The organism is Streptomyces sp. NPDC037410 (assembly GCF_055602235.1).
In genome coordinates, this window is the sequence record NZ_JBVJWR010000003.1 from 113,665 (window position 1) to 135,341 (window position 21,677).

Sequence of the window (21,677 nt, forward strand, 5' to 3'; positions counted from 1 at the left end):
GACCCGCTCGTCGCCAAGCCCCCTGCCACAGGTGGCGGGTCCGCCTGGTCCACCTGTCTCGTGCGGCTCGGCGCGGCCCGGCCGGGGCCGGAGGCGCGGCGCGCTCGGTGGTTCGGTGTGCCCCTCCTGCCTCTCCTCGCGGCAGCCCTCGTGGCCGGCGCCTTCCTGACCGCCCGAAGCGGGGTGGAAGGTGGCGGACTCGCCGACGGCCGGCCGGGCGGGGACCCGATCGGCGCGCCGGCGCCCGTCGTCACCGGCGGGACCGGTCCGACCACCGGGAGGGCCGACACGCCGAGCCCGGCCACGCCCCCGCACTCCCCGGCCGCGGGCGGCACGCCGACGCTAACGGCGCCCGAGGACCGCTCGGGGCACCCGCAGGCCCGTACGTCCGTGGAGCCGTCTCCGTCCGGGGCCCCCGCACCCGCGAACGGCAGGCGTTCGACGGGTGCCACCCCCTCCGGTCGCCCGACGGGCGACCCAGCCGCCGAGCGGTCCGTCTCCTACGAGGCACTGCGCGTCGGCGACTGCTTCGACATCGACCGCGACGCGCCCGGCACCGCCCTCCGGCGGCGCTGCGACACGCCGCACCACGCCGAACTCGTCGCCCGGCCCCGCCTGGTCGGCTCCTACGCCACCGAGCGGGCGGTACGCGACGCTGCCACCGTGCTCTGCCGCGAACCGCTTCGGCTCAAGGCCGCCCGGCAGCCGCTCGGCACGCGATGGACGACCTTCGTCCAGTACCCGTACCTGACGAGTCATCTCCTCGGCGCGGACAGAGCCGCCTGCAGCCTGGCCGTCCTCGGCGGCAGGCTCACCCACCGGCTCCAGTAACACCGGCGGCGAACGCCGTCGCCAGGGCCGCCGCCGGGTCCCGGTCCGCCGGACCGGCCGGGGACCAGCGCGCCCCGGCCTTCAGATACGGCCACCAGCGCCCGTCCTCGCCGAGCCGCAGTTGAGCCTCCGTGCCCACGGCCGTCCACCGCGCGCCGCCCGCACGCCGCAACGCCGGCCGGTCGTCGTCCGCCCAGGCCTCGGCGAGCCTGGCTCCGGCCCGTTCCAGCGCCTCGGCGTCCGGCGTCCACTCCTCGTCCAGTACGGCGAGGGCGGCCGCGCCGCCGAACCGCCACGCGCGCGTGGCCAGGTCCAGCTCAGCCCGCGACCTGCCCGAACCGGCGGCGAGCCGCGCGGCGATCCACGGAACGGGAACGCCCGCCGTGAGCCGTACCGCGTCCTGAGCGACCGTCGGACGGTCCCCGGCCGGGACCGTCGCGTCCCCACCGCCGAGGAGCGCGCCGAGCAGCCGCTGCGCGCGTGCCGCCGCGTCCGCCGCGAGGAACTCGAGGGCCGCCGGGTCGACCCCCGGCTCCGGCGGGGTGTCCGTGTCCAGGGACGGCGACCGTCCGGGCGCGGCCGGGACGACCGGCGGAGCGGGCAGCGGGGGTACGAGGAACCCCGCCGCGAACGCCTCCTCGGCCGACACGCCGGGCATCCCGCCGACCTCTCCGGGCGCGCCGGCCTCCTCCTCGCCGCGCGCGGACGGTGAGGAGGCCCGTGCGGCGCTGCGTGCCTGCAGCTGTTCCAGGAGGGTGCGCTCGCCGCGCCCCCGCATCAGGAGCAGGACGAACGGGTCCTCGTCGAGCAGGCGGGCGACCTGGTAACAGAGCGCCGTCGTGTGCGGGCAGTGGTCCCAGGCCCCGCAGCCGCACTCCGCCTCCAGGTCCCCGATGCCCGGCAGCAGGTCGAGCCCGGCCGCCGCCGCGTCCTCCACCAGGTGCGGCGGCATCTCGCGGTCGAGGAGCGCGGCGATGTGGCCCGCACTGTCCACCGCGAGGTCGAGGAGCAGTTCCCACTGCTCCTCCGAGAACTCGCGCACCAGCACGTCGCTGCGGTTCGCCGTGCCGTCACGGTCCTTGACCATCGCCGTGATCCGGCCGGGCCGTACCGAGACGGCGCCCACCGCCCCCGCGCGCGCGTGCCGGCGTCCCGCCTTGAGCTGCTGCAGGTCCAGCGCGCTGTCCTCCAGGGCCTTCACCCACGCCCGTCCCCACCAGGTGCGGGTGAACCCGCCGCCGTGCGCCGGCGGCAGCGCCTCGAACGTCCGCTCGTCGTCCCCGTACCCGTGGGCGGGGCCGCGCCCCACTCCGTACCCGCTCATCGTCCGTCCCCTCGCAGTCGCACCAGCTCCGCCAGTTCGGCATCGGTCAGTTCGGTCAGCTCCGGCGGGGCGTCCCCGCCGGTTCCCAGGACGGTGTCCGCCAGCTCTCGCTTGCGGTCGAGCATCGCGGCGATCCGGTCCTCGATCGTGCCCTCGGCGATCAGTCGGTGCACCTGCACCGGCCGGTCCTGCCCGATGCGGTACGCGCGGTCGGTGGCCTGCGCCTCCACGGCCGGGTTCCACCAGCGGTCGTAGTGCACGACGTGCTCGGCGCGGGTCAGGTTCAGGCCGGTCCCGGCGGCCTTCAGGGACAGGAGGAAGACCGGCACTTCCCCGTTCTGGAAGCGGGCGACCATCGCCTCGCGCTCGGCGACCGGTGTGCCGCCGTGCAGGAACTGCGTCCGCACGCCGCGCGCTTCGAGATGCGCCTCCAGGAGCCGGGCCATCCCCACGTACTGCGTGAAGACCAGGGTGCACGCGCCCTCGGCGATGATCGTGTCGAGGAGTTCGTCGAGGAGCTCCAGCTTGCCCGAGCGGCCGCCGATCCTGGGCCGCTCCTCCTTGAGGTACTGGGCGGGGTGGTTGCAGATCTGCTTGAGGCCCGTCAGGAGCTTCACGACGAGCCCGCGGCGCTCCATGCCGTCGGCCTCGGCGATCGCCGCGAGCGTCTCGCGTACCACCGCCTCGTACAGACCGGCCTGTTCGGGCGTCAGGGAGACGGTCCGGTCGGTCTCGGTCTTCGGCGGCAGCTCGGGGGCGATACCGGGGTCGGACTTGCACCGGCGCAGGAGGAAGGGGCGTACGAGCGCGGCGAGCCGCTCGGCGGCGGCCGGGTCCTGCCCGCCCTCGACGGCGGCGGCGAACCGGGTCCGGAAGGCGCCCAGGCCGCCGAGGAGCCCCGGTGTGGTCCAGTCGAGGATCGCCCACAGTTCGGAGAGGTTGTTCTCCACCGGCGTGCCGGACAGCGCCACGCGCGCGCGTGCACCGATCGTCCGCAGCTGTCGGGCCGTCGCCGAGTACGGGTTCTTGACGTGCTGCGCCTCGTCCGCGACGACGAGCCCCCAGTTCGCGGCGGCGAGCCGCTCGGCGTCCAGCCGCATGGTGCCGTACGTGGTGAGCACGAAGCCGCCGTCGGCGAGGTCCTCCAGGTCACGGGCCGCGCCGTGGAAGCGGCGCACCGGTGTGCCGGGCGCGAACTTCTCGATCTCCCGCTGCCAGTTGCCCATGAGCGAGGTCGGGCAGACGACGAGGGTGGGCCCCGCGGACGACGGGTCGGACTGCCGGTGCAGATGCAGGGCGATGACCGTGATCGTCTTGCCGAGCCCCATGTCGTCGGCGAGACAGCCGCCGAGACCGAGGGAGGTCATCCGGTGGAGCCAGTCGAGTCCGCGCAGCTGGTAGTCGCGCAGGGTCGCGGCGAGCGCCGGGGGCTGCTCGATCTCGGGCCGGCCGCCCTCGGGTTCGGCGAGCCGCTCCCGCAGCCGTTCCAGCCAGCCCGTCGCGGCCACCTCGACCGGGCGCCCGTCGACCTCGGTCGTGCCGGTGAGGACGGCCGCGAGGGCGTCCACCGGAGTGACCTTGCGGTCCTGGTGGGCCTTGGCCCGGCGGACCTCGGCCGGGTCGACGAGGACCCAGCGGTCGCGCAGCCGTACGAGCGGCCGTCCGGCCTCGGCGAGCCGGTCGAGTTCCGCCCGGGTGAGCTCGTGGTCGCCCACGGCGAAGCGCCAGTTGAAGGCGAGCAGGGAGTCCGCGGCGAGGAAGGAGGGCAGCGCGGAGGCGCGGGCGCCATCAGCGGGATCCGAGTCGGCACCGGCTTCGATGCCGTCACGGAGTCCGGAGACCCCGACACCGGTTTCGATGCCGTCACGGAGTCCGGAGCCCCCGGCGCCGACTCCGACGTCGTCCCGGAGTCCGGACGCCCCGGTACCTACGGCTCCCTCCGGGCCGATCACCGCGCGCGCGGTGAGCCGGTCGGCGAGTTCGCGCGGCCAGTGGAGCTGGACGCCCGAGGCCGCGAGGGCCTCGGCCGCCGGGCCCAGGAGCTCTCCGACCTCCTCGTCGGCGAGTTCGACGGTGTCGGGTACGGCCGCCGACAGGAGCGGGGACAGCGGGGGCCAGGCACGCGCGGCACGCCGGAGGGCGAGGAGGGCGTCCATCCGGACCCGGGGGCCGAACGCGGCTCCGGCCCGGCCGGAGCCCGCCCACACCTCCGCCGCGTCCGCGACGAGGGTCGGGTCGGCGACCCCGTGCAGCTGGAGCACCGCCCGGAAGGCGGGAGCCTCGTGTGCTTCCCGGGTGAACCCGGGCAGTTCGAGGCGGAGCGAGAGCCGCACGCCCGCGTCGTGCACCGCCGCCACGTCGGCGGCCCACGCCCGCTGTTCGGGAACGGTCTGCGGCGCGTCGGCCGCGAAGGCCGACCCGCCGGCCGCCAGTGGTGCCGCGGGGGTACGGGGCAGCGTGTCGGCCACCGCGTCGGCGAAGGCGCGCAGTAGCGCCTCGGGTTCGGGCAGCAGCAGCGGCTCGTCGTCGGACAGGGGTACGGCGTGCGCGGCGGGCGGCATCGACGCCGCGAGCGTGCGGAGTTCGTCCAACTCACCGGGGCCGAGCGGTCCGACGCGCCACGCGTCGTGGTCGCCGGGCGTGAGACCGGGCAGCAGCAGGCCACGCGCGACGAGGTCCAGGGCGAAGAGGGATGCGGCACCCCAGAACGCGGTCGCGGGGGAGGCGGAGTCCGAGAAGCGGGCACGGGCGAGGAACGGAAGGGCGTCGCGTACGGACAGGCTTCGGGCTGCGACGGTCATGAGCTGGAGCGAGTCGCCGTCGACGACCGTGATCGTGGTGTCGCCCGGATCGGCGTCGTGAGCGTCCGGCAGGGGTTCGCCGTCCGGTGACCAGAAGGCGACGCGTCCGGCGCGGGGCGGATCGGCGGGAAGGAAGACGGCGGAGTGGCGGAGGAGTTCGGGGGCTTCGGGGACGGGTTCGCGGGCCGGGTCATCTTGTCCGTGCGAGAGCGACAACGCATTCCTCAAATTTGACTACCTGGAGACCGAGTCGCCGAGGATACCCGACGGAATCGATCACCAGACGCATGACCGAGGTGATGCGGGTCACATGACGCGATGGAGGGGGGATCTCCCTACCCCCGTACCCCGGCGCGCCTCAGGTCGTGGACGGGTGGTGACGCCATGGCCCCGGACGATCACGGATCCGTACGTTTTCGGGAGGCGCCCGCGCCTCGTACATCGACCGACCTCTTCGTAGATCGACCGACCGCCTTCGCGTATCGACCGACAGAAACCGGAGCCCACGCCATGTCCCAGGCCACCGTCCTGCCCCCGGCCGCCGCCCCCGTCGCGGCGCCCGCCCGCGCCAGGGGCGGCAGCGAGTTCACCCCGCTCCTGCGGACGGTCAGGGAGCAGGGCCTCCTCGCACACCGCCCCGGCTGGTACGCCCGCGGCATCGTCGTCAACCTCCTCGGCATCGCCGCCGTGGTGGCCGGACTCGACCTGATCGGACCGTCCTGGTGGGCGCTGCTCCTCGCCCTGCCCCTGGCCCTGTTCTCGGCGCGCGCCGCCTTCGTCGGGCACGACGCCGGCCACGCCCAGATCACCGCCGACCGCAGGGTGAGCCGGATCCTCCAGCTCGTCCACGCCAACCTCCTCCTCGGCATGAGCCGGGAGTGGTGGAACGACAAGCACAACCGTCACCACGCCAACCCCAACCACCTCGACAAGGACCCGGACGTCGCCGCCGACATCCTCGTCTTCGCCGAGCACCAGACGACGGGCCGCACGGGCCTGCGCGGGTTCCTCACCCGCCACCAGGCCTGGCTGTTCTTCCCGCTCACCACCCTGGAGGGCATCGCGCTCAAGGTGTACGGGATCCAGGCCCTGCTCGCGGAGGACGGCCCGTGCCGCACCCGGCGCGAGCGGCTCGTCGAAGGCGCCCTCCTCCTGGCCCACTTCGCCGGATACGCGACGCTGCTCCTCACGCTCCTGACGCCCGCCCAGGCCCTCGTCTTCGCCCTCGCCCACCAGATGCATTTCGGCGTGCACCTCGGCATGGCGTTCGCCCCCAACCACAAGGGCATGGACCGGCCGGACGAGCACGCGGACGGCGACAGCTGGGGACATCTGCGCCGACAGGTGCTCACCTCGCGCAACATCCGGGGCGGCGCGCTGACCGACTGGTTCCTCGGCGGGCTCAACTACCAGGTCGAGCACCACCTGTTCCCGAGCATGCCGCGCCCGAACCTCCGACTGGCGCAGCCCGCCGTCAAGGCCCACTGCGCCGCCCTCGGCGTCCCGTACACGGAGACCGGTTTCGTGGACTCGTACCGCCAGGCCCTGGGTCATCTGCACGAGGTGGGCGCGCCGCTGCGTACCCAGGACGCCGAGTAGGGTCGTACCTGAGGCGCGATGTGATCATCGGTCCGGTGGGGGTGGGGAGCCCTGCGCCCCGGCCGGCGGAGAAGGGGAGCTCTCACCATGAGCGGCGGTACCGTCACGACGGTCAGCAGCAACGGCACGTACTCGTTCACCAAGGCCAACCGGGAGGGCATCACCCTGCTCGCCGGGCTCGGCGTGGAGGGCGACGTCCACGCGGGCGTGACCGTGAAGCACCGGTCCCGCGTCGCGCAGGACCCCACCCAGCCCAACCTCCGTCAGGTGCACCTCATCCACGCCGAACTGTTCGACGAGGTCGCCGGCGCCGGCTTCGAGGTCGCCCCCGGCGACCTCGGCGAGAACGTCACGACCCGGGGGATCGACCTCCTCTCCCTGCCCACCGGCACGCTCCTCCACCTCGGCGCTGAGGCCGTCGTCGAGGTCACCGGACTGCGCAACCCCTGCGCGCAGATCGACAACTTCCGGCACGGCCTGCTCAAGCAGGTCATCGGGCGTGACGAACGCGGTGAGATCGTGCGCAAGGCGGGCATCATGGGTGTCGTTCTCACCGGCGGGGAGGTGCGGCCCGGCGACCCGATCCGGGCCGAGCTGCCGGCCGAGCCGCACCGCCCGCTGGAGAGGGTCTGAGCCGCCGCGAGGGCCGGCTCACCCGTCCAGGGCGCAGGAGTTGACCACGTCACCGCTCGCGGGCCGCGCGATCGTGCGGTCCGCGGGCGGCGCCGTACCCTCCTCGACCCAGCGCGTCAGGGCGTCGAACGCGGAGCGGTAGCAGGGCAGGATCGGCCGCAGGCGGTCCGGATACGTGTCGTACAGGCCGTCCGTGTGCGTCCCGTCCTGCACCGTGTAGTAGCGGTGCAGCCCGCCCCGGCCCCGGGCGTCGATCATCCGGTCGTACACGTCGGAGTCCGTGGCGATCGGCAACAGGGTGTCGAGATCGCCGTGGAGCGTGATGAGCGGCTTGCCGATCCTTCCGGTCAGCGCGACCTTCGCGACCGCGCGGTGCACGGACGCCGGCCGGGAGGCGTAGTCGTAGCCGGCGTCCGAGGCGCACGGCGCGAAGATCTGCTCCACGGTCCCGCCGGCCGTGGAGCCGGGGCAGTCCGGGTCGTACGCCGGGTCGAACTCGGCCCGGAACAGCTTCTGCGTCAGGCCCCAGTAGGCCTTCTCGTGGTACGGCCACAGGAAACGCGAGCCGGGAGCGAAGCCCGCCGCGATCAGGTCCTCGTCGGTGGCCAGACCCTGGGTCCTGGCCACCGTCACCGGCAGGCTCGTGAGGAGGTTGGGGCCGCGGGTCGTCCACAGCACGCCCTCCCAGTCCACCCCGCCGTCGTACAGCTCGGGCCGGTTCTCCAGCTGCCAGCGCGTGAGATAACCGGCGTTGGAGATGCCGGTCATGTACGTGCGCTCCGGCGCGTGGCCGTAGCGCTGCCGTACGACCTTCTTGGCGGCCCGGGTCAGCTCGGTCACGCGGTGGTTCCACTCGGCGACCGCGTCGCCCGGCTCCTTCCCGTCGGTGAAGAAGTCCGGGCCGGTGTTGCCCTTGTCGGTGGCGGCGTAGGCGAAGCCCCGGGCGAGCACCTGGTCGGAGATCAGCGCGTCCGTGGAGTACTGTCGCCGGCTGCCGGGAGAGCCGGTGACGACGAGCCCGCCGTTCCAGTGGTCGGGCAGCCGGATGACGAACTGCGCGTCATGGGCCCAGCCGTGGGTGGTGTTCAGACGGGAGTCGTCGGGGAAGTAGCCGTCGATCTGGACACCGGGGACTCCCGAGGGGTTCCGGGTCGCCTTCGCCGCGAGTCCGGCCTGGTCCGCAAGGTCGGTGTACGGGGTGCCGCCGAGCCCGGTGGTCGTCAGGTCGTCCAGACAGACGGACTGCTGGCGCTCGGCGCCGGGCACCTGGACCCGGTCCTGGCGGGCGCAGTGCGCGGCGGCCGGAGCACCGGCCCCGGCGGGGCTCGCGCTGGTCGGTGCCTTCGCCCCGGCGGGACTCGTGGTGGTCGGTGCCTTCGCCCCGGCGGGGCTCGCGGGGGCGAGGACGGTGAGCCCGGTGAGGAGCGCGGCGAACACGGGGACGCCTGGGAACAGGCGCATGAGAGCCTCCGGTGGGACGACGTGAAAGGGGTGCGGCGCCACATCGTGCGGCGCGCCCCGGCCACCGGGCCATGGCTCGAAACCACACCTCCGTCCTTCGCCCTATGGGGAGTCGAGACAGGGTGTGACGGACGGAGGTCCTCAGGACGGGCGTACGGCCATCGCGTCGAGTGCTTCGAGGAGGGCGGGCAGATGCGGCCCCCGTGTCACGGGCAGCACCTCGCGAGGCAGGTCGTCGAGGAGGACGAACGCCATGTCGTCGGCCTTGGCCACGAGCGACCAACCGGGACCGTCGGCACGCAGCATCCCGGCGGCCGATCGCACCCGGCCGACCGGCGGAGGCTCCTCCAGGTAGCCGCGCAGCTCGTGCAGGGCCCTCCTGACGCCGGAGTACGGGTCGGAGGGTGCGCCACCGGGGGCCGGGGCCGGGGGCTGCGCCTGCGGCGCGGGCGCCTTCGGGCCGTCGGTGCGCGACGTTCCCGCGGCGGGGGCCGCCGTCGGCTGTCCCTCCGCGCCCTCGTCGCCCACCCTGGCCCGCCACACGTCCCACTGGAGCGCCACCTCGTCGGCCCCCAGCCGGCGCTGAACCGGTCCCCACTCCTCGCCGGAGGGCGGGGTCAGCGGCGCGGGATCACCTTCCTCGGGCTCCGGGTCGTGCGGGGCCGGGACGCCGGGGGCGACGGTCGCCACCGGGAGCGGCCAGCCCGGCAGCCCGGCCACCACGGAACGCTCGTCGGGGGACAGGTCGTAGGCCATGCCGCAGTCCCAGGAGGAGATGGCCACCGCGACGAGCGACACGTCGTCGACGACGACCGTCCAGCGGGCCCCGAGACCGTCCTGGCCGAACACGAGCCCGTACCCGTCGGCGTACGGCTGCACGCCCAGCGCGGCGCAGGCCGCCGGGTAGTCGTCCCCGAGCACGCTCGGGAAGTTCCCGGGCGTCAGCAGTGCCGCGGTCAGCACAAAGAGCGCGTCGGCGTCGGCCTCGGCGATCGGGTCCGTCCCAGCCACGGCGTCCTCCCCATCTGGTCGTCGGCGCACCTTAACCAGTGGGTAACCCGCGCGTCGAGGGTCTCCGCCCCGGAACCTCGCCTCTTCGGGGAATGCCCGTCACGCTTCGCCGGACTGCCGGGCCGGTGACTGGTCGCTGAGGCCGAGCAGCTGGCGGGCCACGCTGCTCGGGGACTGGTTCCGTTCCTGGGCGAGGGCGATCAGGGCGCGGCAGGCCAGTTCGTTCACGCCGAACGACAGCATGCCGGGGGAGACCCGGCTCGCGGCCTCCTCCGCCCTGGCCGGATCGTCCTCGGCACAGGCGGCCACGTACGCGGCCGCCGCCTCGAAGAGGTTGTGCCCCTGTCGAGGGCGTGGTGGTGCCGGCGCGGCGGCTTCGGGGGCCTTGCGGCCGGAGGGGAGGAGTCTGCGGAGTCTTTCGGGAAGGAGTGCCACGGCCCGCCGCCTTTCCCGGGCACGACTGCCCGGCATGTCCACGGTAGACAGTGAAGTGCCGGTAAAGAAGGGGGCGTTGGTATCAAGCCTCGCGGACCGCGAGGGCCAGGTAGCGCGCGTCCTCGTCGACGTAGCTGACGAGCCGCCAGTCGGCCTCGGCGAGAAGGGGACGCAGTCGGGGTTCGGCGCGCAGGTCGTCCGGCGTGATCTGCCGGCCGTGGCGGGCGGCGAGGGCGGCGCGCCCGATCGGGTGGAAGAGGGCGAGGCGCCCTCCGGGCCGTACGACCCGGGCGAGTTCCCGCAGACCGGCGACGGGGTCCGCGAGGTGCGAGATGAGCCCGGCTCCGAACACGGCGTCGAGCGCGCCGTCGCGTACGGGAAGCCGGCCGACATCGGCGAGCAGCAGTGTCCCGCCGTCCTCGCCGCCGCGTCCGGCGTCGACGGCCCGCTCGATCATCTCGGGGGTGAGATCGGCGCCGATGACCGTACCGGAGGGGCCGACGGCGGCGCGGAGCGGCGGAAGCGCCCGGCCGGTCCCGCAGCCGGCGTCGAGCACGGCGTCGCCGGGGCGCAGGCCGAGCTCACCCACGGCCGCGGCGTACGCGGGGCCGTCGTCCGGGAAGCGGCTGTCCCAGGCGGCCGCGCGGGCGCCGAAGAACTCTCGTACCTGTGTGGGGTCGTCACTCATGCGTTCATGATCCCGCACGATTCGACACTCGGAGGGGTGAACGTTCTGTGTGTCCGTTCGAGTCCGGTCTGATCGTTCGGGATCATCTCTCTGTCATATTCCAACAGGTTTCGAAATGCGCCCCCGGTGCGCCCCCCGTTGCGCACTAGCGTCCCTGAGCCATGGGACACCTGGACCACGCCACCTTCGGCTGGCTGACACCCGTGCTGTCGTACGCGATGGCCTGCATCGGCGCCGCCCTCGGGCTGCGCTGCACCGTACGAGCGCTCGACGCGACCGGCCGGTCACGGCGCAACTGGCTGCTCACCGCCGCCTCCGCGATCGGCACCGGGATCTGGACGATGCACTTCGTGGCCATGCTCGGGTTCGGCGTGACGGGCACCGACATCCGCTACGACGTTCCGCTCACCCTCCTCAGCCTCGTCATGGCGATGGCCGTCGTCGGGGTCGGCGTCTTCGCCGTCGGCTACGGACGCGACCGGGTCCGTTCGCTCCTGATCGGGGGGCTGACCACGGGCGTCGGCGTGGCGAGCATGCACTACCTGGGCATGGCCGCACTCCGGCTCCACGGCCAGGTGCGGTACGACCCGCTCCTCGTCGGACTCTCCGTGCTGATCGCCGTCATCGCCGCCACAGCGGCTCTCTGGGCGGCGCTCAACATCCACGCGCCCGTGGCCGTGGCCGTCGCCTCGCTCGTGATGGGCGCGGCCGTCACCAGCATGCACTACACGGGCATGCTCGCCGTGCGGATCGAGGTCGTCCCCTCCGGCGCGCCCCTCCCGGGAGCCATGCTCATGCAGTTCATCTTCCCCCTCGCCGTCGGCCTCGGCTCGTACCTGTTCATCACCTCCGCCTTCGTCGCCCTCACCCCGACAGCCAGTGAACGCGCCGCGTACGCCTCGGCCGGACGCCTCGCCGAACCGGACGAGCGCGCGGTCGACGTCGCACCGCCCGGCTTCCGCACCGCGGGGGCGAGCGGCACACCCACGACCTGACCCGTCCTCCCGACGTACGCCACGCCATGCCACACCGCACCAGAGACCGACGCAGCCGGAACGAGGAGGCCATGCGAACTCCCCGCAAGACCAAGGGCGCCGACGCGGCCACGCCGCCGACGGCGGCCGCGCGCGGGCGGCGCGCTCACGCCGGCCCGCCCGCCGACGAGCCGGGGGAGCGGACCCCCGCGGCCCACGGGGCACGACCCCTGACCCCGGAGGCCTCCTCGACCGCAGGGCACGGGGCACGACCTCGGATCGCCGAGGCCGCTTCGGCCACCGAGTACACGGCACGGCTCCGGACTCCGGAGACTCCCCCGACCGGCGGGCACGCGGCACGCAACGAAGCCTCCGACGTGCCGCACGCGCCCGACGCGCGCCCTGCCCGACCCGCGTTCCAAGGGCTGCGCCCGCGCTCGGTCCGCGCCAAGATCGTCTCGCTCCTCATGGTGCCGGTCGTCTCGCTCCTCGCTCTGTGGGGCTTGGCCACCGTCAGCACCGCACAGGACGTCGCCCGGCTCCGCCAGCTCCAGCGAGTCGACGCCCAGATCCGCGAGCCCGTGACGGCCGCCCTCACCGCCCTCCAGGACGAACGGCGCGCCGCCGTACGGCAGGTCGCGGCGCCCGGGTCCACCCGGGCCGCCGAGCTCAAGGACCGCATCCGCCGGACGGACGAGGCCGTCGACCGGCTCCGCCTGGACGGCACGCACACCGTCGGCGACACCGGAGACCTGCCGGGCGAGCTCGCCGGCCGGGTGAGCGCGTTCGTCGGCAAGGTCGAGGGGCTCGCCCGGCTCCGCACCGCCGCGGCCGAAGGACGCGCCGACGGGGACCAGGTGTACGAGGCGTACACCGACGCCATCTCCGCCGCCTTCGCCGTCGGTGGCGCCCTCACCGGCATCCAGGGCGCCCAGCAGGGGGCCGACGCGCGCGTACTCCTCGAATTCGGCCGGGCCGGCGAGATGCTGTCCCGCGAGGACGCCCTCCTCACCTCCGCCCACCTCACCGGCCGGCTCAGCGCGGACCGGCTCCGCGACTTCTCCGGTGCCGTCGAGACCCGGCGCACCCTCACCGCCTCGGCCACAGCCGACCTGCCCGCCGCCGCACGCGCCGCCTGGGCCCGGCTTTCCGCCGGCGGCGACCAGACGCGGCTCACCCGGGCGGAGGACCGGGTCGGCGCCGCGAGCCCGGGCCGCCCCGCCGCCCAGGCGGTCACCTCCGCCGAATGGGACGACTCCCTCGCCGCCGTCCGCGGCGGACTCGCCGCGATCGAGACGGACGCGCGCGGCGCGGCCGCCGACCACGCCGATCCGCTCGCCGACGGCGCCCTCACGGCGGGCGGCGCGGCGGTCGCACTCGGCCTCGCCGCCGTCGCCGCCTCGCTCGTCATCTCCGTACGGATCGGGCGCGGCCTCGTCGTCGAGCTCGTCAGCCTCCGCAACACCGCCCTCGGCATCGCGCGCCGCAAACTCCCCGCCGCCATGCGCAGGCTCCGCGCGGGCGAGGAGATCGACGTCCAGGCCGAAGCCCCGCCCGGGCCGGTCTCCCAGGACGAGATCGGCCAGGTCGGCGAAGCCCTCACCACCGTCCACCGCGCGGCCCTCTCCGCCGCCGTCGAACGCGCCGAACTCGCCAGCGGCATCTCCGGGGTCTTCGTCAACCTCGCCCGCCGCAGCCAGGTCCTCGTCCACCGCCAGCTCAACCTCCTGGACAGCATGGAACGGCGCGCCGACGACCCCAACGAACTCGGCGACCTCTTCCGGCTCGACCACCTCACCACCCGCATGCGGCGCCACGCGGAGAGTCTGATCATCCTCTCCGGAGCCGCCCCGGGGCGCGCCTGGCGCATGCCCGTCCCCCTCACCAACGTCGTCCGCGCCGCCGTCTCCGAGATCGAGGACTACGCGCGCGTGGAGGTGCGCCGGCTCCCCGAGACGGCCGTCGTCGGCGGAGCCGTCGCCGACCTCACCCACCTCCTGGCCGAACTCATCGAGAACGCCGCCCAGTTCTCCCCGCCCCACACCAAGGTCCGGGTCAGCGGCGAACCCGTCGGAAACGGCTACGCCCTGGAGATCGAGGACCGGGGGCTCGGCATGGGCGGGGAGACCCTTGCCGAGGCGAACGCCCGCATCGCCCAGTCCGAGGCCCTCGACCTCTTCGACAGCGACCGGCTCGGCCTGTTCGTGGTCAGCCGCCTCTCCTCCCGCCACGACATCAAGGTCCATCTGAGGACGTCCCCCTACGGCGGTACGACCGCCGTCGTCCTGCTCCCGACCGACCTGCTCCAGGGCGCCCTGCCACCCGGCCGCGGCACATCGGAGAGCGATTCCGGCACGCCGCACGCCGGAACCCCGCGCGCGGGGGACCCCCGTACCCACGCGTCGGGCGTCGACGGACCGAGGAACGACTTCCGTGCCGAAGAGGCCCCGCACGCCGACAACCAGCGCGCCGCGCGGGAGCGCGAGGAGGCGCACCGCGCCGAAGCCCGCCGCTTCGGCCGACCCCAGGTCGCGCGGCCCGCCCCGGCCGCGCCGCCCATTCCGGCGAGCCCTGCGCTGCCCGGGATTCCCGCCCCGACCGTCCCGTCCGTTCCGTCCGTCCCGTCCGGACACCGCGCCGCCCCGCAGCCGCCGGCGCGCCCCGGGAACCTGCCCCGGCAGGCGGACGGATCGCGGCCCACCGGCCCGCTCCAGCCCCCGCAGGCCGAGCCTCCGCAGGTCGGGCGCCCGCAGCCGTCGGCCCGCCCGACCGCCGTGCCCGCCCTCGCGGCGCGCCCGGAGCCGGGAGCGGCACCGGGAGCAGCGCCGGGAGTCATGCCCAGAGCCGTACCGGGACCCGGCTCCGCGGACGTCACCGAACTGCGCCGCCGCAGTCCCTCCGTACCCACGCCCGCGCGTGAGCAGCCGCCGGGCGAGCCGGCCGACCGAGCCGGTTCCGAAGGCGAACTGCCGCGTCGCATACGGCAGGCGAGTCTCGTTCCGCAGTTGCGCGAGGCACCGGACCCGACGCCGGCGGCCGTTCCCGCCGCACCCGGCACGGACGCGCCCACCCCGGAACAGGCCCGGGACCGCATGGCGGCGTACCGGGACGGCTGGCAGCGGGGCGGCGGCGCGGCCCCGGGCACCAGACGCCCCCTCGGCACGGGCTTCGGAACCGACACGGGCCACGACCCCGGCCACGGCACCGCACCTCACGACCCTCGCTCCGAAGGAGACGACGCATGATCGACCACGAGCGGATCTCGCACCACCGGTCCGGCGAACTGGACTGGCTCCTCGACGACCTCGTCATGCGGGTCCGCGACGTCCGCCACACCGTGGTGCTCTCGAACGACGGTCTCGCGGTCGGCGCCTCCAACGGGCTCAGCCGTGAGGACGCCGAGCACCTGGCCGCCATAGCCTCCGGCTTCCACAGCCTCGCCAAGGGCGCCGGACGCCAGTTCCACACCGGCGGAGTGCGCCAGACGATGGTCGAGATGGACGACGGCTTCCTCTTCGTCGCCGCGGCGGGAGACGGCTCCTGCCTCGCCGTCCTCAGCTCCGTGAGCGCCGACATCGGCCTCATCGCCTACGAGATGGCCCGCCTCGTGAAGCGCGTCGGCGAGCACCTGCACACCCCGCCGCGCCTCACGGTGACCCCGCCGGCCGCCGGCTGACCCGGAGAGACCCATGAACGACGACAGCACCGGCGGCGGCCCGTCCGTGCCGGGCAGTCAGTGGTACGACGCCGACGCGGGACCGCTCGTCCGTCCGTACGCGATGACCGGCGGACGGACCAAGCCGGGTCCCAGCAACGTACGGTTCGACCTCATCGCCCTCGTCGTCGTCGACGACGAGCCGCCCGGACCGGCCGAGGAGGCGCTCCTCGGCCCCGAGCACCGGTCCCTGCTCACCCTGTGCCGGGCCGAGACCCAGTCGGTGGCCGAACTCGCCGCCGACGCCGACCTGCCCGTCGGCGTCGTCCGGGTCCTCCTCGGCGACCTCCTCGAATCCGGCTTCGTGCGCGTCAGCCGGCCCGTCCCGCCCGCACAGCTCCCCGACGAAAGAATCCTGAGGGAAGTAATCGATGGCCTACGAGCGCTCTGAGAGCACCGGCGCGGGCGACGGCGCGGACACCTCCGCCCTCGCCCTGAAGATCCTGGTCGCCGGCGGATTCGGCGTGGGCAAGACCACCCTCGTCGGCGCGGTCAGCGAGATCCGGCCCCTGCGGACGGAGGAACAGCTCAGCAGGGCCGGCGAACTGGTCGACGACACCGGGGGCGTCGACCAGAAGACCACCACGACCGTCGCCATGGACTTCGGCCGCATCACGATCCGCTCCGGGCTTTCGCTCTACCTCTTCGGCACGCCCGGCCAGGACCGGTTCTGGTTCCTCTGGGACGAGCTGTCCCAGGGGGCCCTCGGGGCCGTCGTCCTCGCCGACACGCGACGCCTGGAGGACTGCTTCCCGGCGGTCGACTACTTCGAGCACCGGAAGATCCCGTTCGTGGTCGCGGTCAACTGCTTCACGGGCGCGCGTACGTACGGGGCGCACGACGTCTCCCGGGCGCTCGACCTGGACCGGGGCACGCCCGTCGTCCTGTGCGACGCGCGCGACCGCGATTCGGGGAAGGAAGTACTGATCCGCCTGGTCGAGTACGCCGGCCGGATGCACACCGCCCGCCTCCTGAACACGGTCAGTTGAAGGGGAGTCGGGGGACGGGCCGGGGAGGGCGTGCCGGGGCCGGGGCCGGCGCTTCCCGTCCTGCGGCACGCGCGGGCGTGGTGCGGTGCTTGCCCTGTCCACGACAGTGCGTAAGGCTTGCGGCGATACGCGGACCACGACGGCACGGACCACGAGGGCCTTGAGGACCACCAGGGTCCGGCCCGGGCGGGACGCACCGGCTAGGGGGAGGAACACTGATGGCCCTGGACAAGGAACTGGACTGGCTCCTGGACGACCTGACGCAGCGGGTCGGACACATACGGCACGCGCTGGTGCTGTCGAACGACGGCCTGGTGACGGGCGCGAGCAGCGGACTCGTCCGTGAGGACGCCGAGCACCTCGCGGCCGTCTCCTCCGGCCTGCACAGCCTGGCGAGGGGCTCGGGCCGGCATTTCCAGGCGGGCAGGGCGCGGCAGACGATGGTGGAGTTCGATGACGCGCTGCTCTTCGTGACGGCGGCGGGCGAAGGCAGCTGCCTGTGTGTCCTCAGCGCGGCGGAGGCGGACGTCGGCCAGGTCGCCTACGAGATGACGCTGCTGGTCAACCGGGTCGGCGAGCACCTGGGCGTGGCGGCGCGACAGCCCGGGATCCCGGGCGGCGGAGTGCTCTGACACTCCTGCCGGGAGGACTGCTCTGACACTGCTGCCGGGACGGTTGTCCACAGGCCGTTGTCCACAGGTCGTGCCGATGTCGTCACTCTACGTTACGGTTTTCTTCGTGGGTCCGAGAGGCCCGCGATCGGGAGAGAACACGGACGCAGGGGGAGGGCCGCGGTATGACGGTGGACGAAGGTGCGCGCACGGTGACACCGGGGCGGGCCGCACAGGAACTGGAACTGAGGCGCGACGAGTTCCGACTCGCCGCCCAGCTCGGCCTGGTGAGGACGGTGCCGAGCGGCGGCGGAGGACGGCAGCGGGTCGAGCAGGGCGAGCTCGACCGCCTCAGGGGCGCCCCGGACTTCCCCGTCGGCCTGCGCGAGCGGGTGCGCGCGGTCGGCACGGCGGAGGCAGCCGCCCTGCTCGGGATCACCGCCGACCGGTTCACGCGGCTCGCCCGCACGGGCCACGTCAGTCCGGTGCGGTTCTCGCTGAACCGCTACCGGGCTGTGGTGTGGCTGTACCTGGCGCAGGAGGTCGCCGAGTTCGGCCTCTCCTGTCCGGCCCTGCTGACAGGACGGCTGCCGCTCGAGGTCCGCGAGCGTCTTGCCGCGCACGAGGACCTGCGGGCCAGGAACTGGCGGGCGCGGCGGCTTGCCCTGCTGCTCCGCGGGACCGAGGACCCATGGGCGCGGGCCGCCGCCATCGCCTCCCTGCTCGACCCCGTCCAGGTGGCCGAGGTCGTCGACGATCCCTACGAACGCACCCACCTCGACCGGCTGCGGCCACCTCCGCCGCCCGGGATGCCGATGCCGCCGGTCGCGCGCGAGATCGCCGAACGGCTCACGCGGGCCGACGACCCGGACGAGATCCTCTGGCACCGACTGAGCCTGGCCATGGCCCTGGACGAGGCCCGCGCGGAGCGGCAGGCGCCTCATCCAGGGGAGATGCGTGGGGGTGAGGTCGGTGAGCCGGTGATGACGGTGCCGGTTACGAGGAGGGAGCTTCCGCCGGCGGGGGTTGCGGCGGTGAGGGTTCCGGCGATGGAGGTTCCGGCGGTGGAGCTTCCCGTGGTGGAGGCCCCGGGGGTGGAGCTTCCGGTGGTGGAGGTTCCGGCGGTGGAGGCCCCGGTGGTGGAGCTTCCCGCGGTGGAGGTTCCCGTATGGGAGGTTCCCGTGGTGTCGGTTCCCGAGGCTCGGTCCGGGGTGATCGATCGTCCGCCGGGCCGTCCCGCGCGGGCGAGGTTCCTGGAGCGTTTCCGGCGGGGGAAAGCGGCGGGCGTGGGGCGTCCCCGGCGGCGGAGGCGTCCGGTGGCCTGGCCCTGACCGGGCGGCGCCCTGGCATGCGGTCGGGGCGACGGGCGGAGAGGATGGGCCCATGCTGCTGGCGCGAGTCGCGGAAGTGTCCCGGGAGGTCGCCGCCGCCTCGGCGCGCTCGCGCAAGATCGCACTGCTGGCCGAGCTGTTCGCCGAGGCGGGGTCCGACGAGAGTCCGCTCGTCATCGCCTATCTGTCCGGGCGGCTGCCGCAGGGGCGGATCGGGGTCGGGTGGAGCATCCTCAAGGACGTCGTCCCGCCGGCTGTTCCGCCCGCCGAGCGGCCCGCCCTCACCCTCGGGCAGGTCGACGAGACGATGACGGAGCTCGCCGCCGTGTCCGGAGCGGGAGCGCGCGCCGAGCGCATCAGGCTCGTGCGCCGGCTGATCTCCGCCGCGACCCCTGGCGAACAGGAACTGCTGGTGCGGTTGCTGGCGGGTGAGGTGCGGCAGGGTGCCCTGGACGCGGTCGCCCTGGAGGGTGTCGCGCGGGCCGCCGGGGTGCCCGCGACCGACCTGCGGCGTGCCGTGATGCTCGAAGGCTCGCTGCCCCCGGTCGCCCAGGCCGTGCTGGCCGAGGGGGAGTCCGCGCTCGACCGGTTCACCCTGCGGGTCGGCAGCCCCGTGCAGCCGATGCTCGCGCACACCGCGAGCTCCGTCGCCGAGGCGATCGCGGGTCTGGGGGCGTGCGCCGTCGAGGAGAAGCTCGACGGGATCCGCGTCCAGGTGCATCGGCGCGGCGAGGACGTCCGGGTGTACACGCGGTCGCTCGACGAGATCACCGGCCGGCTCCCCGAGGTGGTCGCGACCGCCCGCGCGGTCGACGCCGACGCCTTCATCCTGGACGGTGAGGTGATCGCCCTCGACCCGGAGACCGGCCGCCCCGTGTCCTTCCAGTCGATCGCCGCCCGGGTCGGCTCCCGGGCCGACGTGGCCGGGGCGCGGGCCGCGCTTCCCCTCACGCCGGTCTTCTTCGACGTCCTCGCGGTGGCGGGTGACGGGCTGATCGACCGGCCGGGCCTGGAGCGGCACGCCGTCCTGGCCCGGCTCCTGCCGGAGGCCCAGCGGGTGCGCCGTACCGTCGTCACCGATCCGGCCGACGCCGCGCAGACCGAGGCCGCTGAGCGGTTCTACGCGGACACGCTGGCCCGGGGCCACGAGGGCGTGCTCGTGAAGGCGCTGGAGGCGCCCTACGTGGCCGGCCGCAGGGGACGGACCTGGCTGAAGGTGAAACCCGTCCACACCGTCGACCTCGTCGTGCTCGCCGTGGAGCGGGGTCACGGTCGCAGGACCGGGCTGCTGTCCAACCTCCACCTCGGCGCGCGTACCGCGGACGGCGGCTTCGTCATGCTCGGCAAGACCTTCAAGGGGCTCACGGACGAGATGCTGCGCTGGCAGACCGAGCGGCTCCGTGAACTCGCCGTGTCGGACGACGGGTTCACCGTGCGGGTGCGGCCCGAGCTCGTCGTGGAGATCGCGTACGACGGGCTCCAGGCCTCGACGCGCTATCCGGCGGGCGTCACGCTCCGCTTCGCCCGGGTCGTACGGCACCGGCCCGACAAGCGGGCCGCGGAGGCCGACGCGGTGGAGCGCGTCATCGAAGGCCGCTGACGGCGGCCGACGTCGACGGGCCTCGCGGGGCGGCCTGCCGCGAGGGATGCTGGAGACGTGGCACGACGAGCGTCCGGCACGAGGCGTGCGTGGCACCACGAGCGGCCGGCGGGCCGCGAGGAGATGAGCGACGTGTACGACTTGCACATCGACACCGACGTCACCGTGCAGCTCAGCGACTGCTGCAAGGAGGACGCCCAGGCCGTGTTCGACGTCCTCGACCGGGTCTACCAGCTGGAGGACATGACGACACCGAGTCCGCAGATGGCCACGGGACCGGCTCCCACCGTCTGGACCGCCACGTTCGACACGGCCGACGGACGGCACGAGGAGGTGGCCCCCACCCACCTGTCCGCCCCGGTCGGAGCCACGCTCACCGGCGGCTACCACGCCGTCGACGAGGTCGAGAAGGTGCTCGCCACGGGATTCGACATCCAGTCGATGCAGTCCGTCTCCGGTGACCAGGAGACCGAGGCCCGGCTACTGCTCGCGTCCCGCTGAGCGGGGCGTGTGAAGGCTCCGGGTGGCGCGGACGGGCGCCACCCGGGGTTTCGGCGTGCCCGTGATCTTCCGAACGGCCGATGCGTCGGCCTGCATCGCCTTACCGGCCGATGCGTCGGCCTGCATCGCCTTACCGGCCGATGCGTCGGCCTGCATCGCCTTACCGGCCGATGCGTCGGCCTGCATCGCCTTACCGGTCGATGCACCGGCCCGCGTCGCCTGAACGGTCGGCGGACCCCGCCGTTCTCCCCGGTATACACCATGTGTAGAGTGCCTTCCGGTCGTGATCACCGCCCTGACCAGCGGTGACGGCCGCACCGAAGACGAAGACACCACGGGGAAGCGGGTCCACCATGTTCCGAACCAGTCCTGGCCGCCGCAGGACGGTGGGCACCGCCGTGCTCGCCGCGGCCACGCTGATGCTGACGCTCGGAGCCTGCGGCGTCCAGCCGGTCACCCCGCAGGACGCCCGGCAGGAGGCCGGGACGGACGGCAAGGCGGGCGGTGCGGCCCCCCGTGTCGACTGCACGAAGGTCAAGTGTATCGCCCTGACCTTCGACGCGGGGCCGGGTGAGGACACCCCCCACCTCCTCGACGTCCTCAAGGAGAAGCAGGTGCACGCCACCTTCTTCCTCCTCGGCAGCAAGCACGTCGACCGCTATCCCGACGTGGTCAAGCGCATCTCCGACGAGGGCCACGAGGTCGCCAACCACACCTGGTCGCACCGGATCCTGACCGACCTCGACGAGTCCGAGGTCCGCGAGGAGCTGTCACGCACCCAGGACGCCATCGAGAAGATCACCGGCCGGAAGCCCACGCTCATGCGCCCGCCGCAGGGCCGCACCGACGGCACGGTGTCCGACGTCAGCCGGGAGCTCGGGCTGGCTCAGGTCCTGTGGAGCGTCACGGCCAAGGACTACTCGACCACCGACTCGGCGCTCATACGGCAGCGGGTCCTGGAGCAGGCGCACCGCGACGGCATCATCCTGCTCCACGACATCTACGACGGGACGGTGCCGGCCGTGCCCTCGATCATCGACGAGCTCAAGCGGCGAGGCTTCACGTTCGTGACGGTGCCGGAGCTGCTCGCCCCCGGAAAGGCCGAGCCCGGCACCGTCTACCGCCCCGAGAAGGACTGACGGACCTGCCGAAATCGGGTGAGGTGACTCACAT

Annotated in this window: 20 protein-coding genes; 14 read left to right on the top strand and 6 right to left on the bottom strand. The window is 73.9% G+C overall.

Annotation, left to right across the window (positions count from 1 at the left end):
* Positions 1–117: 117 nt before the first annotated feature.
* A complete protein-coding gene (locus tag ACZ7HT_RS05885) occupies positions 118–831 on the top strand; it encodes a hypothetical protein (protein WP_471160286.1) in 714 nt (237 codons plus the stop codon).
* Here ACZ7HT_RS05885 and ACZ7HT_RS05890 read toward each other — a convergent pair.
* The gene (locus ACZ7HT_RS05890; RefSeq protein WP_471160289.1) at positions 812–2,155 is read right to left on the bottom strand and encodes an SWIM zinc finger family protein; all 1,344 of its coding nucleotides are present in this window, start codon (positions 2,153–2,155) and stop codon (positions 812–814) included. The two genes, ACZ7HT_RS05885 and ACZ7HT_RS05890, sit on opposite strands and share 20 nt — an antisense overlap.
* Positions 2,152–5,172 carry a DEAD/DEAH box helicase gene (locus tag ACZ7HT_RS05895; protein WP_471160292.1) on the bottom strand — a complete coding sequence of 1,007 codons (3,021 nt, stop codon included), beginning with the start codon at positions 5,170–5,172 and terminating at the stop codon, positions 2,152–2,154. Before ACZ7HT_RS05895 ends, ACZ7HT_RS05890 begins: the two co-directional genes overlap by 4 nt.
* Positions 5,173–5,466: 294 nt before the next feature.
* On the opposite strand from ACZ7HT_RS05895, the gene ACZ7HT_RS05900 reads away from it, so the two are divergent.
* On the top strand, positions 5,467–6,555 hold the full coding sequence (locus tag ACZ7HT_RS05900) for a fatty acid desaturase family protein (protein WP_471160295.1): 1,089 nt from the start codon (positions 5,467–5,469) through the stop codon (positions 6,553–6,555).
* Between the two features lie 87 nt (positions 6,556–6,642).
* Entirely contained in the window at positions 6,643–7,188 is a 546-nt protein-coding gene (locus ACZ7HT_RS05905; protein WP_471160298.1) for an MOSC domain-containing protein, read from the top strand.
* A gap of 18 nt (positions 7,189–7,206) precedes the next feature.
* On the opposite strand, the gene ACZ7HT_RS05910 is transcribed toward ACZ7HT_RS05905, so the two are convergent.
* The 4 genes from ACZ7HT_RS05910 to ACZ7HT_RS05925 form a co-directional block, all read right to left on the bottom strand.
* Positions 7,207–8,649 carry a tannase/feruloyl esterase family alpha/beta hydrolase gene (locus ACZ7HT_RS05910; protein WP_471160301.1) on the bottom strand — a complete coding sequence of 481 codons (1,443 nt, stop codon included), beginning with the start codon at positions 8,647–8,649 and terminating at the stop codon, positions 7,207–7,209.
* A 141-nt stretch (positions 8,650–8,790) separates the two neighbouring features.
* On the bottom strand, positions 8,791–9,660 hold the full coding sequence (locus ACZ7HT_RS05915; RefSeq protein ID WP_471160303.1) for a hypothetical protein: 870 nt from the start codon (positions 9,658–9,660) through the stop codon (positions 8,791–8,793).
* A 99-nt stretch (positions 9,661–9,759) separates the two neighbouring features.
* Entirely contained in the window at positions 9,760–10,095 is a 336-nt protein-coding gene (locus tag ACZ7HT_RS05920) for a hypothetical protein (protein ID WP_471160306.1), read from the bottom strand.
* An 82-nt stretch (positions 10,096–10,177) separates the two neighbouring features.
* Positions 10,178–10,783 (bottom strand): class I SAM-dependent methyltransferase, encoded by a 606-nt coding sequence (locus ACZ7HT_RS05925; protein ID WP_471160309.1) that lies wholly within the window; start codon positions 10,781–10,783, stop codon positions 10,178–10,180.
* Between the two features lie 161 nt (positions 10,784–10,944).
* Here ACZ7HT_RS05925 and ACZ7HT_RS05930 point away from each other — a divergent pair, with 161 nt between their 5' ends.
* From ACZ7HT_RS05930 to ACZ7HT_RS05980, 11 genes are all read left to right on the top strand, one after another.
* Positions 10,945–11,778 carry an MHYT domain-containing protein gene (locus tag ACZ7HT_RS05930; RefSeq protein WP_471160312.1) on the top strand — a complete coding sequence of 278 codons (834 nt, stop codon included), beginning with the start codon at positions 10,945–10,947 and terminating at the stop codon, positions 11,776–11,778.
* Positions 11,779–11,849: 71 nt separating this feature from the next.
* Positions 11,850–15,002, top strand: a complete 3,153-nt coding sequence (locus ACZ7HT_RS05935) for a sensor histidine kinase (RefSeq protein WP_471160315.1) — start codon at positions 11,850–11,852, stop codon at positions 15,000–15,002.
* On the top strand, positions 14,999–15,433 hold the full coding sequence (locus ACZ7HT_RS05940) for a roadblock/LC7 domain-containing protein (RefSeq protein ID WP_471160317.1): 435 nt from the start codon (positions 14,999–15,001) through the stop codon (positions 15,431–15,433). Before ACZ7HT_RS05935 ends, ACZ7HT_RS05940 begins: the two co-directional genes overlap by 4 nt.
* A gap of 13 nt (positions 15,434–15,446) precedes the next feature.
* Positions 15,447–15,863: a DUF742 domain-containing protein gene (locus ACZ7HT_RS05945; RefSeq protein WP_376590648.1), complete on the top strand. Its 417-nt coding sequence runs from the start codon at positions 15,447–15,449 to the stop codon at positions 15,861–15,863.
* A complete protein-coding gene (locus ACZ7HT_RS05950; protein ID WP_116164262.1) occupies positions 15,844–16,461 on the top strand; it encodes a GTP-binding protein in 618 nt (205 codons plus the stop codon). Before ACZ7HT_RS05945 ends, ACZ7HT_RS05950 begins: the two co-directional genes overlap by 20 nt.
* A 218-nt stretch (positions 16,462–16,679) precedes the next feature.
* Entirely contained in the window at positions 16,680–17,093 is a 414-nt protein-coding gene (locus ACZ7HT_RS05955; protein WP_471160322.1) for a roadblock/LC7 domain-containing protein, read from the top strand.
* A gap of 164 nt (positions 17,094–17,257) precedes the next feature.
* Positions 17,258–18,403, top strand: coding sequence for a DUF6397 family protein (locus ACZ7HT_RS05960; protein WP_471160325.1), 1,146 nt, complete (start codon positions 17,258–17,260; stop codon positions 18,401–18,403).
* A gap of 52 nt (positions 18,404–18,455) precedes the next feature.
* The gene (locus tag ACZ7HT_RS05965; RefSeq protein WP_471160328.1) at positions 18,456–20,003 is read left to right on the top strand and encodes an ATP-dependent DNA ligase; all 1,548 of its coding nucleotides are present in this window, start codon (positions 18,456–18,458) and stop codon (positions 20,001–20,003) included.
* Positions 20,004–20,060: 57 nt separating this feature from the next.
* Positions 20,061–20,504, top strand: coding sequence for a hypothetical protein (locus ACZ7HT_RS05970; protein ID WP_471160331.1), 444 nt, complete (start codon positions 20,061–20,063; stop codon positions 20,502–20,504).
* 55 nt (positions 20,505–20,559) lie between these two features.
* Positions 20,560–20,727 (top strand): hypothetical protein, encoded by a 168-nt coding sequence (locus tag ACZ7HT_RS05975; protein ID WP_471160333.1) that lies wholly within the window; start codon positions 20,560–20,562, stop codon positions 20,725–20,727.
* A 130-nt stretch (positions 20,728–20,857) separates the two neighbouring features.
* Entirely contained in the window at positions 20,858–21,643 is a 786-nt protein-coding gene (locus ACZ7HT_RS05980) for a polysaccharide deacetylase family protein (RefSeq protein WP_471160335.1), read from the top strand.
* Positions 21,644–21,677: the final 34 nt, after the last annotated feature.